Source organism: Novosphingobium oxfordense (genome assembly GCF_044029435.1).
Taxonomy (GTDB): domain Bacteria; phylum Pseudomonadota; class Alphaproteobacteria; order Sphingomonadales; family Sphingomonadaceae; genus Novosphingobium.
Genome location: NZ_CP147005.1, coordinates 723,115 through 737,647, shown reverse-complemented (window position 1 = coordinate 737,647; position 14,533 = coordinate 723,115). Strand labels below are relative to the sequence as shown.

Annotated in this window: 13 protein-coding genes and 1 tRNA gene; 9 read left to right on the top strand and 5 right to left on the bottom strand. The window is 64.1% G+C overall.

Translation table 11 applies throughout. From position 1 onward, the window contains the following. Positions 1–109: 109 nt before the first annotated feature. Both WBP07_RS03290 and WBP07_RS03285 read left to right on the top strand, forming a co-directional pair. Positions 110–1,567: an FAD-binding oxidoreductase gene (locus tag WBP07_RS03290; protein WP_395394258.1), complete on the top strand. Its 1,458-nt coding sequence runs from the start codon at positions 110–112 to the stop codon at positions 1,565–1,567. Between the two features lie 110 nt (positions 1,568–1,677). After that, positions 1,678–2,448: a SapC family protein gene (locus WBP07_RS03285; RefSeq protein ID WP_395394257.1), complete on the top strand. Its 771-nt coding sequence runs from the start codon at positions 1,678–1,680 to the stop codon at positions 2,446–2,448. Between the two features lie 351 nt (positions 2,449–2,799). Here the strand turns inward: WBP07_RS03285 and WBP07_RS03280 are convergent, their stop codons facing one another. Then, positions 2,800–3,738, bottom strand: coding sequence for an N-formylglutamate amidohydrolase (locus tag WBP07_RS03280; protein ID WP_395394256.1), 939 nt, complete (start codon positions 3,736–3,738; stop codon positions 2,800–2,802). Between the two features lie 154 nt (positions 3,739–3,892). Here WBP07_RS03280 and cpdR point away from each other — a divergent pair, with 154 nt between their 5' ends. The 4 genes from cpdR (at position 3,893) to WBP07_RS03260 (ending at position 7,439) form a co-directional block, all read left to right on the top strand. Further along, positions 3,893–4,267 (top strand): cell cycle two-component system response regulator CpdR, encoded by a 375-nt coding sequence (gene cpdR / locus WBP07_RS03275; protein ID WP_395394255.1) that lies wholly within the window; start codon positions 3,893–3,895, stop codon positions 4,265–4,267. A 146-nt stretch (positions 4,268–4,413) separates the two neighbouring features. Beyond that, a tRNA-Val gene (locus tag WBP07_RS03270) sits at positions 4,414–4,488 on the top strand. 294 nt (positions 4,489–4,782) lie between these two features. Further along, positions 4,783–6,051, top strand: coding sequence for a DUF3422 family protein (locus WBP07_RS03265; RefSeq protein WP_395394254.1), 1,269 nt, complete (start codon positions 4,783–4,785; stop codon positions 6,049–6,051). Between the two features lie 164 nt (positions 6,052–6,215). After that, positions 6,216–7,439: an NADP-dependent isocitrate dehydrogenase gene (locus WBP07_RS03260; RefSeq protein WP_395394253.1), complete on the top strand. Its 1,224-nt coding sequence runs from the start codon at positions 6,216–6,218 to the stop codon at positions 7,437–7,439. Between the two features lie 339 nt (positions 7,440–7,778). Here WBP07_RS03260 and WBP07_RS03255 read toward each other — a convergent pair whose 3' ends face one another. The 3 genes from WBP07_RS03255 to WBP07_RS03245 all read right to left on the bottom strand — a co-directional run bounded on the left by WBP07_RS03255 (position 7,779) and on the right by WBP07_RS03245 (position 10,383). Then, a complete protein-coding gene (locus tag WBP07_RS03255; RefSeq protein WP_395394252.1) occupies positions 7,779–8,636 on the bottom strand; it encodes a TauD/TfdA dioxygenase family protein in 858 nt (285 codons plus the stop codon). A 173-nt stretch (positions 8,637–8,809) separates the two neighbouring features. Continuing rightward, on the bottom strand, positions 8,810–9,655 hold the full coding sequence (locus WBP07_RS03250; RefSeq protein ID WP_395394250.1) for a TauD/TfdA dioxygenase family protein: 846 nt from the start codon (positions 9,653–9,655) through the stop codon (positions 8,810–8,812). Positions 9,656–9,795: 140 nt separating this feature from the next. Continuing rightward, entirely contained in the window at positions 9,796–10,383 is a 588-nt protein-coding gene (locus tag WBP07_RS03245) for a TetR/AcrR family transcriptional regulator (RefSeq protein WP_395394248.1), read from the bottom strand. 102 nt (positions 10,384–10,485) lie between these two features. Here WBP07_RS03245 and WBP07_RS03240 point away from each other — a divergent pair, with 102 nt between their 5' ends. The 3 genes from WBP07_RS03240 to WBP07_RS03230 all read left to right on the top strand — a co-directional run bounded on the left by WBP07_RS03240 (position 10,486) and on the right by WBP07_RS03230 (position 12,803). Next, entirely contained in the window at positions 10,486–11,556 is a 1,071-nt protein-coding gene (locus WBP07_RS03240; protein ID WP_395394247.1) for a PA0069 family radical SAM protein, read from the top strand. A 94-nt stretch (positions 11,557–11,650) separates the two neighbouring features. Then, positions 11,651–12,448: an enoyl-CoA hydratase/isomerase family protein gene (locus WBP07_RS03235; RefSeq protein WP_395394246.1), complete on the top strand. Its 798-nt coding sequence runs from the start codon at positions 11,651–11,653 to the stop codon at positions 12,446–12,448. Between the two features lie 73 nt (positions 12,449–12,521). Continuing rightward, the gene (locus WBP07_RS03230) at positions 12,522–12,803 is read left to right on the top strand and encodes a hypothetical protein (RefSeq protein ID WP_395394245.1); all 282 of its coding nucleotides are present in this window, start codon (positions 12,522–12,524) and stop codon (positions 12,801–12,803) included. Between the two features lie 10 nt (positions 12,804–12,813). Here the strand turns inward: WBP07_RS03230 and WBP07_RS03225 are convergent, their stop codons facing one another. After that, positions 12,814–14,412, bottom strand: coding sequence for a long-chain fatty acid--CoA ligase (locus tag WBP07_RS03225; protein WP_395394244.1), 1,599 nt, complete (start codon positions 14,410–14,412; stop codon positions 12,814–12,816). Positions 14,413–14,533: the final 121 nt, after the last annotated feature.

The following is a 14,533-nucleotide window of genomic DNA, read 5'->3' as shown; positions in this document are numbered from 1 at the left end:
GCGCCCCTCCCCTTAGTGCTGGAGCTTGAACCACCGCTTAACCCAAACGGCAAGCCGTCCCGGCTGCAAACCACGTGAAACCAACAGGCGGCTGTGCCATATCGCCCGTATGACGATCACCGAAAGCCCCACCCAGGCGCCCGCCGCCCACTCCGCCGATGCATTCCTGGCCGAAGCCGCCGCGCTGCTGGGCCCGCGCGGCCTTACCGCCGATGCCGATCTGCTGGCCCCCTGGCTGACCGACTGGCGCGGCCGCTTCACCGGGAAGGCGCTGGCCATGGCATCGCCGGCCACCACCGAAGAGCTTTCGGCGCTGGCCGCACTCTGCACCCGACACGGCATCGCGATCGTCCCGCAAGGCGGCAACAGCGGCATGTCCGGCGGCGCCACGCCCGATCAAGGCGGCCACGCCCTCCTCGTCTCGTTGCGCCGCATGGCAACGGTTCGCCACTTCGACGCCGAAGCGCGCCAGATCACGTGCGAGGCAGGCGTGGTGCTCCAGAACCTGCACGAAATCGCCGAGGCACAAGGCCTGCGCTTTCCGCTCTCGCTGGGCGGCAAGGGCTCGGCGACGGTCGGCGGGCTGATCTCCACGAATGCGGGCGGCACGCAAGTGCTTCGCCATGGCTCCATGCGCGCACTGGTGTTGGGGCTTGAGGTCGTGCTGGCCGATGGCCGCGGCTATTCGATGCTCACCCCGCTCAAGAAGGACAATCGCGGGTTCGACCTCAAGCAGTTGTTCATCGGCTCCGAAGGGACGATGGGCATGGTCACCGCCGCCACTCTGAAGCTGGAGCCCGCCGTTGCCGAACGCGTGGTGATCTGGGCCGGCGTGCCCACGCTGGGCGCCGCGCGCAAGCTGCTGCTCCATTGCGAGGATGCCGCCGGCAATGCGCTGGAAGGGTTCGAGGTGATGCCGCAGGCCTGCCTCGACGCCGTGTTGGAACACATGCCCGACGCGCGCGCGCCGCTGGAAGGGCGCCATGGCTGGCACGTGCTGATCGAAGTCGTCGCCGACCGGACCGCCGCCGACACTCTGCGCGACCGCTGCGAGGCGATGATGGCCGATGCCTTCGAGGCGGAAATGCTGGAAGACGCCACCATGTCCACCAGCGAAGCGCAGGCAGAGGCCATGTGGCTGCTGCGCGAATCGGTTGCCCCGGCGGAACGCGCGCGCGGCCCGGCCGTTCAGCACGACATCTCGGTCCCCGTCGAGAAGATGCCCGACTTCGTGGAGACCACGGCGCCGATGATCGAGGCGAAGTGGCCCGGCACCGAAGCCGTCGCGTTCGGACACTTGGGCGACGGCAACGTGCATTACCACGTGATCGCCCCCAGCGTGACCGACGGCGCCGCCTGGCAGGCCCACGAAGGCAAGGAAATCAGCCGTTACGTCCACGATCTGGTCACCGAATGGGGCGGCTCGATCTCGGCAGAGCACGGCATCGGCCAGCTCAAGCGCGACGAACTGGCGCGCCTTGGCGATCCGGTGGCGCTGTCGATCCTGCATGCGGTGAAGCAGGCGCTCGATCCGCAGGGCCTGCTCAACCCCGGCAAGCTGATCTAAGCGACTCGCCGGATATCCCCGTTTCGGCCCGGGAGCGCGCTTGCGTGCGCTCCCTTCGCCTTATAAAGCGGCGCTCTTGGAAATTTCCCAGACTTGCGGAGAGTATCGCAATGGCCACCGCGCCGCAGAATCCTGCCCTGCCCCTGTTCTACAAGGACCTTGTGCCGCTGAATTCCCAGCAGCACGCCAGCTGGAAGACCCGTTCGACCGACAAGGCCACCTGGCTGGTCGGCGTAAACTCGGTGCCGCTGACCGTTGAGGAATTTCCGCAGGCCCAGCGCCACTACCCGATCATCTTCACTTCGGGTGAGAATCCGGTTCCGCTGATCCTGATGGGCATGAACGAAGGCGTGAACGTCTTTGTCGACGATGAAGGCATTGTCGGCCAGCCGGTCTACATCCCGGCCTATGCCCGCCGCTATCCCTTCATGCTGGCACGTCTGCGTCCGGACAGTGAAGAGCTGTCGCTCTGCATCGACCCGTCGAGCGACCTCGTCGGCGAGATGGAAGAAGGCGAAGCCCTGTTCAACGAAGGCGAGCCGACCGACGCCACGAAGAACATGCTCAAGTTCTGCGAGAACTTCGAGATCGCCGGCACCAAGACCGCCAACTTCATGGCTGAGCTGGCCAAGCACAACCTGCTGATGGAAGGCGAGCTGAACATCGACATCGGCACCGGCCAGCCCTTCACCTATCGCGGCTTCCAGATGGTGGACGAAACCAAGCTGCGCGAAATGCGCGGTGACGTGCTGCGCCAGTGGAACCAGAACGGCATGCTGCCGCTGATCTACGCCCACCTCTTCTCGCTCGACCTGGTTCGCGACATCTTTGGTCGCCAGGTTTCGCAGGGCAAGGGCCCGCAGATCCCGGCCAACGCCTGACCTTAAACCGGCTTTTCAAGCCGGGAGATCCAATGGGGTGAGAGATTTTTGACATTTTTGTCACACTCTCACCCCAATCTGTGTCAGCTTTTATCCACGGCCTTGCAAAGTCGTTACACTTTGCTTCATTCTAAGGGTTGAATGTCGGCCAAGGTTTGCTAAGTTGGCAGCGCCTGATCGGCGCTACCCTCATGGCCCGGTCGGGTTGGTGCACATCGTGCACCTCCTCCCTGAACCTTGGCCACCTCGCGCATCGCGCGAGGTGGTTTTTTAATGTCTTGGGCAAACCTGCGGTTTTGGCGACACTTGCCCCGCGAAGGCCTTGGCCAGCCGCGAATGGTTAGCCGCGAATCATTCCGCAGCCTGATCCCAATCCTTCCCGCCCAATTCGCTCACGCCCGCCGCCAGATGGCGAACCAGCCCCGTCAGCAGTTCGATCGTTCCGGGCAAGCCAGACCCTGGCTCCGACAGGTGCGAATCGAGATAGCAACTGCGATCCACCTCCAGTTGGATGGCGTGGATCCCCTCCCCCGGAACGGCATGGCGTTCCAGCACATAGCCACCGGCATAGGGCCGGTTATGCGCGGCAATCGCGCCATGCGCCGCAAACCAGGAAAAGGCGCCCGCGATCAGGCTGCCATGACAAGTGGCCCCAAAGCGATCCCCGACGACGAATCGCGGCGGCTCTCCGCCTATCCGCGCAGGCAGGGGCGGCATCGAATGGAGGTCCAGCAGCAGGGCCGCCCCCCACCGATCGCGCAAGGCGGCCAGATGCCGCGCCAGTGCGTCGTGATAAGGCTGATGGATGCCTTCTATACGCGCGGCAAGATCGGCCCGCTCGTGCCGCCTGCGCCATAGCTCACCCACGCCGGGCAGGCGCCGGGGAATCAGCCCGAGCCCGCTGCGCGCGCGCCGGCTGGGCAGGCCCGGCGATTCGGGGCGGGCAGCGCGACCGAACATGTCCCAATCGATATCGTCAGGCGCGCGATTGAGATCGATCATCGCCCGCGGCGCTTGTGCCAGCAGGAGACCGGCACCCGTCTCACGCGCAACCGCCTGGGCGATCCGATCCACGTAGCGATCCTCCAGCCGCAGGGCGACCGAATCGGGATGGCGCAGATCGTCCAGCAAGGCGCGCGGATAGGCCCGACCGGCATGCGGCACGGCGATCAGCACGGGAAGGATGGAAGGCTCCGCCCCTTCGAAAGTGAAAGCCGGTATGCCCGAAGCGCCGGGAATCCAGCCCCCGGACTGTTTTTGCGAATCGCTCTCGCCGGAACCCGATACCATCCCCCAAAACTGGCGCTTCGCCCCGTGCAAGTCAAAGCGTCCCGTATCCGGTCACCCGCTTTTTCCGGACGAGAATTTTAACGGGTTAAGCGCTATGTCTATGGCCTTAACCAGCGCGACGCGCTGTCTACGAACGATTCAGGACATAACGCCGATGATCCGCATCCTGCTTGCCGAAGACGACCAGGCCATGCGCACCTACCTTGCCAGGGCTTTGCAGAACGCCGGCTACGACATTACTGCCGTCGACCGGGGCACTGCCGCACTGCCCCTGCTGGAACGCGAGCATTTCGACCTGCTGCTTTCCGACATCGTCATGCCCGAGATGGACGGAATCGAACTGGCGCAGCGCTGCGCCGACATTTCGCCCACTACCAAGGTCATGTTCATCACTGGCTTCGCCGCAGTTACCCTGCGCGCCAGTCGAGAGGCTCCGCACGCCAAGGTGTTGTCGAAGCCGTTCCACTTGCGCGACATCGTGATGGAAGTGCAGCGCGTCTTCGGCCTGTCCGAGCACGCGCAGCTCTAACGCGTTTCATCCACAGGCAATCCACAGGCACGAAAATCGGAAGCCGAAGTTTTTTGAAAAAGCGGGTTGCCAACCGGATGGGTCACCGTTAGAGGCCCACTCCACCGAGCGGCACACCACGCCGCTACGGACTGACCGAATGGTGCGGGCGTATAGCTCAGTGGTAGAGCACTATGTTGACATCGTAGGGGTCGCAAGTTCAATCCTTGCTACGCCCACCATTCGAGAAACCCCGGAAATCCTCGGATTTCGCGGGGTTTTTCTTTGTCCAGCCCACACCCGCAGTCCCCTCGGATGAGAAAGTGTCGGGAGCCAGTCCTCGCGGACTGAGGGGCGGCCGCTAGACCGCTACCCGAGTGAAATCACTCCCGCCCCGGCCAACCTGTCCCGGCTTCGCGATTCCGAAAAAGGCGATTGGTCCAAAACGCAACTGCGTCACCACTTTTAGCGCTTGCGGGCAACACTCCGACACGGAACATCAAAGGCAACGCCAATCGCAAAAGGCAACGGCAGCCATGTTCGACGAGATTCGCGCCGAAATGGCCCGGCGCAGCCGGCCTGAGCGCGCCAGCCTGACGGCGGAGATGCACAGCCGAAAGCTGCCGCCCTTCTCCGCTCCCGCCCGCCTGATGCAAATCGTGTTGCTGGCCAGCGATGCCGAACTCGATGCCGCAGCCGTCCACTTCGATGCCAAGGGCGCCCGTCACGCGGTGATCGACCTGGGCGGCGCCACGCTCGTCTGGGAACGCCACAGCGAGTTCGCCACCTACAACTTCATCATTACCGGCGCTTTCGATTCGCCATTCGATGAGGAGGCCTTTGCACCATTCATCGCACCATGGCTCGACCGGATGCCTGGCGCGATCATCCGCTCCAGTTTCCTGGCAATCTGCCGCACCGGCGATCCCGGCCGGCTTCCCCAGCATCTGGAACAGTGGTTCGACGCCAACGATCTGGTCGTCTGCGATGTTCATGCCGGCCATGCGCGAATCTGGTCGGACTTCCGCCTCCACTCCGGTTTCGGTCGAATGTTCGTGGCCGTGCGCGATGACGATCCGCGCCGCATCCCCGCCCTTGCCCAGTCGCTGCTGGAACTGGGCAATTATCGCAAGCTCGCGCTGCTCGGCCTGCCCGCCGCGCAGGAGCACGGCCCCGAACTGCGGCGGATCGAGGAAAGCCTGGCCCGGCTGAGCGCCGATATCGACCATGCCGTGCGCCCGCGCGAGGAACTGCTCCACGCAATCGGCGAACTTGGCTCCCGAATCGCACAGATCGCCGCCACCACCCGCTATCGCATGAGCGCAACCGCCGCCTATGCGGCGATCTGCGACGACCGCGTGCAGTCGCTTGCGGTCAGCGACGTCGGCGGCGGGCAGACGCTGGTGGGCTTCACCCAGCGACGCCTCCACCCGGCCGTGCAGACATGTGCCAGCTTCGTGCAGCGGCTTGACGATCTGGCCGGGCGCGTCACCTGGACCGCCGAACTTCTGCGCACGCGCATCGATACCGAGATCGCGGCGCAGAACCGCGACCTGCTGGCCTCGCTCGATCGGCGCAATGCCATGCAGTTGCGCCTGCAGCAGACGGTCGAGGGCCTCTCCGTCGCGGCGATCTCTTACTATACCGTCAGTCTGGTCGGCTATCTGGCCAAGGCCTCGCACGCGGCATGGCATTGGCCCGATTACGAATTGGCCACCGGCATCAGCGTGCCCTTCGTGGTCGCATTCGTCGCCTGGACCACGCACCGGCTGCGCAAAGCACATGAGGATCATACCGAAAGCTGATCGAGCCGCCTGACGATGCACCACCCATCATGCCAGCCGATCATGCCGCACCATGCAAGCGCGCTGCCGCGCATTGCGCGTCGCCGGGCCGATACCTGCCTTGCTAACCGCTCCGCCGCTGCCTAAGAGACGCCCAATTTCTATCCCCAGGGGAGTCTTCAGGAATGGCGAAAATCAAGGTCAAGAACCCCATCGTCGAGATGGACGGCGATGAGATGACGCGGATCATCTGGCAGTGGATCCGTGAACGACTGGTCCTTCCCTACCTCGACGTTGATCTCAAGTACTACGATCTCTCGGTCGAAAAGCGCGACGAAACCAACGACCAGATCACGGTCGATGCCGCCAACGCCACCAAGGAATTCGGCGTTGCCGTGAAGTGCGCGACCATCACGCCCGACGAAGCGCGCGTGACCGAATTCAACCTCAAGAAGATGTGGAAGTCGCCCAACGGCACGATCCGCAACATCCTGGGCGGCGTCGTGTTCCGCGAGCCGATCGTGATCTCGAACGTTCCCCGCCTGGTTCCGGGCTGGACCGACCCGATCGTTGTCGGCCGTCACGCGTTCGGCGACCAATACAAGGCCACCGACACCCTGATCCCCGGCGCCGGCAAGCTGCGCCTGGTGTGGGACGGCGAGAACGGCGAGAAGATCGACCTCGACGTGTTCGACTTCCCGGCTCCGGGCGTCGCCATGGCGATGTACAACCTGGACGAATCGATCCGCGACTTCGCACGCGCCTCGTTCAACTATGGCCTCAACCTCGGTTGGCCGGTCTACCTGTCGACCAAGAACACCATCCTCAAGGCCTATGACGGCCGCTTCAAGGATCTGTTCCAGGAAGTGTTCGACAACGAGGGCTTCGCGCAGAAGTTCAAGGACGCCGGCATCATCTACGAGCACCGCCTGATCGACGACATGGTCGCCTCGGCGCTCAAGTGGTCGGGCAAGTTCGTCTGGGCCTGCAAGAACTACGACGGCGACGTGCAGTCGGACACCGTTGCACAGGGCTTCGGCTCGCTGGGCCTGATGACCTCGGTCCTGCTCTCGCCCGACGGCAAGACCGTCGAAGCGGAAGCCGCCCACGGCACGGTCACCCGTCACTACCGCCAGCACCAGCAGGGCAAGGCGACTTCGACCAACCCGATCGCCTCGATCTTCGCCTGGACGCGCGGCATCGCCTATCGCGGCAAGTTCGACGAGACGCCGGAAGTGGTGAAGTTCGCCGAGACGCTGGAGCAGGTCTGCATCGAAACCGTCGAAAGCGGCAAGATGACCAAGGACCTCGCCCTGCTGATCGGTCCGGACCAGAACTGGATGACCACCGAGCAGTTCTTCGAGGAAATCGTGAAGAACCTCGAAGCCAAGATGGCTGCCTGGGCCTGAGCCCCCAACTCAGATTCGGCGTCTGACTGGACCTGAGTTCGAAGAAAGCCCTCCGCCTGCAAAGGCGGAGGGCTTTCTTTTGTCAGCGACAGGCTGGTGAGCATGGGCGCCTCACCAAACCGCGTTTCTGTCGTATTTTTCCACCGTCGCCCCCGCGAAGGTGGGGGTCCCGCTTTCTAGCGGTCAGGCTGAGACGTCTGCCGGGACGGATCGGTCCGCGCGCCTGAAGAAGAACAAGCGGGATCCCCGCCTTCGCGGGGATGACGGAGATTATTTACGCAACCGGTGCAGCAGAACGATCCTGTCCTGCCGGATCAACGGGCCAAAAGCCTCAGCCCATCAGGCGAAGGCTTCCTCGCCCTCCAGCTTGGTACGGTGCATCAGCCGGCCGCTATTAGCCGGATACCAGGTGGCGCGGTGCATGGTTCCGGTGTTGTCCCAGATCACCGTCTCGCCCAGCGTCCACTTGTGGCGATAGACGAAGCGCGGCTGCGTCGCCCAGTCACGCAGGCGGACCAGCAGTTCCTCACTCTTGGCCCAGTCCATGCCGACCACTTGCTGCGCCGTATTGCCCAGCACCAGCGACTTGCGCCCCGATTCGTGGGTCCAGACCAGCGGCAGCGTATTCTCCCCGCGCGACTTCCACGCCATGAGCAATTCGTAGCTCGGCTCGGGCTGGTGATAGAGCTGCGACCGCCAGAGCGAATGAACGACTTGCAGCCCCTCGATCGCGGCCTTGTCCTCTTCGGGCAGCGCGTCATAGGCTGCGTAGGTATTGCAGAACTCGGTATCGCCGCCCTCTTCGGAGAGCTTGCGGCTCGACAGGATCGAGGCGCGGATCGGCACTTGCGACATGGTGCCGTCGATATGCCAGAAGAACGCGCCCTTCAGGTAATCGGCGTTCGGATTGATCCGCGTGTCCATCGTGATCGGATAGACATTGTCGCCATCCTTGCCCGCCTGCTCATGCACTTCATGCGCGAAAGTGCCGAGGGTCTTGGTGAAGGCGATCTGCTCATCATCCGTGAAATTGGACTCGGGGAACACCAGCACGCCGCGCGCTTCCAGCAGGTCGCGGATTTCCGCGGCCCGGCTGCCGGACAGCAGCGTATCCTTGTCGGCCCGGATCACCGCACCAATCTCGGGCGCGGCATCGGAAACGTTCCAATGGGCGGATGGAATCGAAGTCGTTGCCATCGAATGCTCTCCCAGACGCTCTGCGGCGTTCATTTGCTGAACATTCGTACAGCACGCTTGCAAGCAGCGTCAAGAACTGCCCCGTGAGCCATAAAAGAACCCGCCGGACCCGAAGGCCCGGCGGGTTGCAAAGGATGGCTGGACGGCGCCCCCCGACGCCTTTGGTGCCAACCTTATTCGAAGGGTTCTTCGCCCTCGAGCTTGGTACGGTGCATCATGCGGCCGCAATTCGGGTCGTACGCCTCGGCGCGGTGCATGGTGCCGGTATTGTCCCACATGACGAGATCGCCGACTTCCCATTCGTGGCTGTAGGTGAACTCAGGCCCGGTCGCCCATTCGCGCAGACCGTGGATGATCATCGCGCTTTCCAGCGCCGACTTGCCGATAACCTGCGCAGAAGTGCAGCCGATCACCAGGCTCTTGCGGCCGGACTTGTGCTTCCACACCAGCGGCAGTTCCTGCTCACCGATCTGGGCATAGCCCTGAAGCTTGGCGAGGCTGGGTTCCGGCTCATAGTAGAACAGGCTGGCCCAAGGCCCGTGAACCACGCGGTACTGCTCGTATTCGGCCTGCTTGTCGGCCGGCAGATCCTCGAACGCGGCGTAGGTGTTGGCGAAACCGGTGTTGCCGGTGCCCCTGGGGCTCGGCACGCGGCAGGAAAGCAGCGAGGCCAGGATCGGCACGTCGTTGCGGGTGCCATCGATATGCCAGTAGAGCGAACCCTTCAGGTACTCTGCCGCCATCGGGTTTTCCTTGGCGTCCAGCGTGATCTTCGAGATCACTTCGTCACCGCCCTTGCGCTCCGGCGCGAATGTGCCGAGCGTCTTGGTAAAGGCGATCTGCTCTTCATCGCTGAAATTCACTTGCGGGAACACCAGCACACCGCGCGCTTCCAGCAGTTCGCGAATTTCCGCCGCGATCTCGCCCGAGAGCAGTTCTTCCTTGGTATTGAGAACGCGGCTGCCGATCTTCGGCTTGAGCGCCTCTGCCTTCAGCTGGGTCTTGGTCGCGACCGACATCGTGCAAACTCTCCAAACAACATTACGCCGCCGTGCAGCGTTCGGAGAGGGCGATATCATGGACTGAACGCCTGTTCAAACAAGCGTGGAGTGCCGCTGCAATCAATCGCCAGCGCGCGTTTCGCCGGACAAGTCGCGTGTCAGGGCTTCGCTTCGAGCCGGTCCAGCCACGATTCGACCGTAGCCCGGGCCTGCGCATGCCCATCGGTGACGCCAAGCCCCTCTTCCATGACGATGCAGCGGCCGATCCCGGCCAGCATCAGCGCAAGGCCCGCCGGATCGAACCCTTCCAGCACTTTCAGGCGATCGCCGAACAAGTGCTCGATGATTTCCACCTGGCGCTTGCGCATGGCGACGCTGTGCTCCGCCATCTTCTCACGCACGGCGGGGCGATGGTTGGCCAGCGCCATGAATTCCAGAGACATCGCAGTGCGGCTGGTATCGACGAAGAAGCCCCAGAGCGCGCGTACGGGATCGTCGCTGGCCAGTGCCTGCTCGATCATCGCGTCGCTATCCGCCGCGCCCTGGCGGCAGACTTCCAGCAGCAGATCGTCGGTGGTGGGGAAATAGTAATGCACCAGCGAGGGCTTCAGTCCTGCACGGGCCGCCACTCGGCGCGTGCTGGCGGCGGCATAGCCTTCGTCCCGGATCAGGTCGACCGCCGCTTCCACGATACGCGCCCGCGTAGCCGACGTTTCCGCCCCGATCCTGCGTACTGCCCCTGCCATCTGAACTCCTTTGAAGATCGGCATGCGTAGGGCCAGCCGAACACAAGATCAACCGAGCCCGACTCACTTGCCTTTTGTTCCCGTTATGTTCACAATGTTGGAATGCGAGTCCACAAGGGCAGAGGGGCCGTCTCCGGACAGGCCAGCACGCGCTTCAACCTTCACCAGCGGGAGGCCGATGGCGACTGGCTGGACGCGTCGGCCGATATCGACGGCGAACCGCCGCCGCTGCGCACCACGGTAACCGAACTGACGCCGCGCACGATCCTGTCCTTCAACAAGTCGCCGGACGTTCCGTTCGACCGCTCGATCAATGCCTACAATGGCTGCGAGCACGGCTGCATCTACTGTTTTGCGCGGCCCACCCACGCCTATCACGACCTGTCGCCCGGCCTCGATTTCGAAACGAAGCTCTTCGTGAAGCCGCAGGCGGTAAAGCTGCTGCGCGAAACGCTGGCGAAGCCCAGCTACCGCCCTGCCCCCATCGCCATGGGCACCAATACCGATCCTTACCAGCCGATCGAGGCGCGCTACGGGCTGACGCGCCAGATACTCGAACTTTGTCTGGAAGTGCGCCATCCGGTAACGATCACCACCAAGTCTGACCGGGTGGTGCGCGATCTGGACATTCTGGCCGAACTGGCGCGCCACAACCTGACCCACGTGGCCGTATCGGTCACCAGCATGGACCCGGCGCTCTCCCGCCTGCTGGAGCCGCGCGCGGCTGCCCCTGCCAAGCGCCTTGCCGCGCTGGGCAAGCTGGCCGAAGCGGGCGTGCCCACGCACGTGTCGGTGGCACCGGTGATCCCGGCGATCACCGACACCTATATCGAAGGCATTCTGGAGGCCGCGGCGGAGCGCGGAATTCGCAGCGCGTCGTGGATCATCGTGCGCCTGCCCCACGAAGTCGCCCCGTTGTTCCGCGAATGGCTGGACACCCATTTCCCGGACCGCGCCGGCAAGGTCATGGCGACCATTCAGTCGATGCGCGAAGGGCGCGACAACGATCCGCAGTTCTTTTCCCGCATGAGGCCCGATGGCGTGTGGGCACAAGTGTTCCGGCAGCGCTTTGCAGTGGCGATGCGGCGGCTGGGCTTCGGCAAGCCGCAAGTCGCGCTCGACTGCTCGCAATTCCGGCCGCCGAGCAGAGACGGGCAACTCGCTCTGTTTTAGACAAAAGCCCGTTCCTTTGCGGTCGTGTCGGCGTTCCGCGCGGCCGCCTAGGGCTTGCCCATGAGCAAGGGCCCCATGAGCAAGGGAGGGTGCGATGTCCGATAACCCGATAGTCATCGAAACGCGTGGCGCGGTCGAGGTGGTGACACTGAACCGCGCAGAAGCGCTCAATACGTTTGACGAAGCCATGACATTCGCCTTGCGCGAATACTTCACGGAGTTGCCCGATCGGCAGGACGTGCGCGTAGTGGTGCTGCGCGCCGATGGCCGGCATTTCAGCGCCGGGCTGGACCTTGCCGGGTGGGACAACGACCGTTCGCGCGGGGCGTTGCAGCATTGCTGGCACCTTCAGCGCTCGATCGCCGGGCTGCTGGAACTGATGCGCGCCTGCCCGCAGCCGATCATCGGCCTGGGCCATGGCGCCGCCTGCGGGGCCGGCTTCTCGCTGCTGCTGGCCTGCGACATTCGCTACGGCACGCCGGACCTCAAGATGAACGCCGCCTACATCAAGGTCGGCCTGGGCGGATGCGATCTGGGATGCAGCTACTTTCTGCCGCGCATGGTCGGCGCGTCGGTAGCGGCGGAATACATGCTGACGGGCCGCTTCATGGACGCGGAAACCGCGCTGCGCCACGGCTTGCTGGGCATGATCGTCCCGCGTGAGGATCTGCTGGACCGGGCACTGGCCGTCGCGGATGAGATGCTGGCCAATGCCCCGATGGGACTTCGGCTGACCAAGGATGCGATCAACCGCAACCTTGACGCACGCTCGCTATCGGACGCGATGGCGCTGGAAGACCGGCAACAGGTGATGATGCTGATGAGCGAGGATTTCGCCGAGGGCGTCTCCGCCTTCCGCGCGCGCCGCGTGCCCGAATATCGGGATCGCTGAAGCGCCGCCGGCAACCGGACCGGGCTTGGCGTGTTCTCTCCTCCATCGAACGGGACAGGACAGGAGGCCCGACATGGAGGAAAGGATCGTGGAGACCGATCGCGCGCCGGAAGCGCCGGTCCATACCACCACCGTCATTCGCGAGCGTGGCTCCGGCGGCGGCGCGGGTATCATAATGGCGCTGGCGCTGCTGATCGCGGTGATCGGCGGCATCTACCTATTCAGCCGCCAGAGCGCGAGCGAGAGTGCCCGCGACAATGCCGTCGCCAACGCCGCGCAGGATGTCGGCGATGCCGCGAACAAGGTCGGCGATGCAGCGAAGGATGCTGCCGACAACCTTAACCACAAGGATTAAGGATCCCGCCTCAGGCCGGTAGCGAGTAATCGGCATAGAGGCGCCGCAGCGCCTTCTTGTCCAGCTTGCCGCTGCCGGTGTGCGGCAGTTCCTCTACGAACTCGATGGCGTCGGGCAACCACCAGCGTGCCACTTTGCCGGCCAGATAGTTCTGCAGGTCGGCCGCTGCGAGGGTAACGCCCGGCTTCCGCACGACCGCCAGCAAAGGCCGCTCATCCCATTTAGGATGCGGAATGCCGATGGCGGCCGCCTCCAGCACGTCGGGATGGCCGACTGCGGCGTTTTCCAGCTCCACCGAACTGATCCACTCCCCGCCTGACTTGATCAGGTCCTTGGTGCGGTCGGTCAGGTGCAGCGTGCCGTCGGGCGCGATCGTGGCGACGTCACCCGTCCCGAACCACTGGGCGCTATCGACCGCATCGTCTTCGGCCCGGAAATAGCGCTGCACGGTCCAGGGGCCGCGCACCTGCAGCGCCCCCGAAGTGTCGCCATCATGCGGCAGCTCCCGGTTCGGATCGTCCAGCGCGGTCACTCGCACTTCCGCGCCGTAGAGCGGCCGGCCCTGGCTGGACTTGACCGCCACCTGCTGCTCGAACGTCATCCCGTCCCAATCCGCCGGCTCGTAAGTCACCGTGGCGATGGGCGAAGTCTCGGTCATGCCCCAAGCCTGCACCACCCGCACGCCCGCGCGCATTAGCCGCTCGACCACGCTGGCCGGGACCGACGCGCCGCCGGACAGCACTTGTCTAATCGGCGGAAGCTCGCCCCCGGTCCGCTCCAGATGTTCGAACATGGAGAACCACACGGTGGGCACACCCGCCACGTGGGTCACCCCCTCCTCGCGCATCAACGTGCAGAGCGCATCGGGGTCGTTGGTCTGGCTCCAGACCATCTTCGCCCCGCTGGCGGCACAGGCCCACGGCAGCCCCCAGTTGTTGGCATGGAACATCGGCACGATCGGCAAGACCACCGAGCGCGGCGCTAGATCCAGCGCAGAGGGAGCGATCATCGCCAACGTGTGCAGCACTTGCGAACGATGGGTGTAGACCACGCCCTTCGGCTGCCCGGTGGTGCCGCTGGTATAGCAGAGCATGCAAGGAGAGCGTTCGCACCCGGTCGTCCAATGCGCCTCGCCATCCTCGCAGGCGATCCATGCGTCGAAATCCATGCCCCATTCGATCGAATCGAAGCAGATCGCATGTTCCAGTTTCGGGCAGAGCGGCAGAAGGCGTTCCACGATGGGGCGGAAGGCAGCATCGTAGAACAGCAGCCGATCTTCGGCGTGATTGACGATCCAGGCAAGTTGGTCGTCGAACAGGCGCGGGTTGACGGTATGGAGCACGCAGCCCGCGCCGGTGATCCCGTACCACGCGGCGAGATGGCGGCCATGGTTCATCGCCAGGGTGGCAACGCGCTCACCGGGGTAAATGTCGATCCGGCGGAGCGCCTGCACCAGCTTCAGCGCATCGCGGCGAATGCCGGCCCAGTTGGTGCGCGTAACGGCACCGTCCGCCCAGCGGGTGACGATTTCGCGATTGCCGTGCTCACGCGCGGCGTGATCAATCAGACCCGATACGCGCAGGTCCCAATCCTGCATGTCGCCTGGCATAGCCGTCTCCCGCCATGCCGCCGATGTTATGAGGTCTCATGCCCCGGAGGCAAGACGGTCCTTCCACGATCCGTCGCAAAGTCCCGACACTATTGTATCAATTCGGGATTCCGGTCAGCCG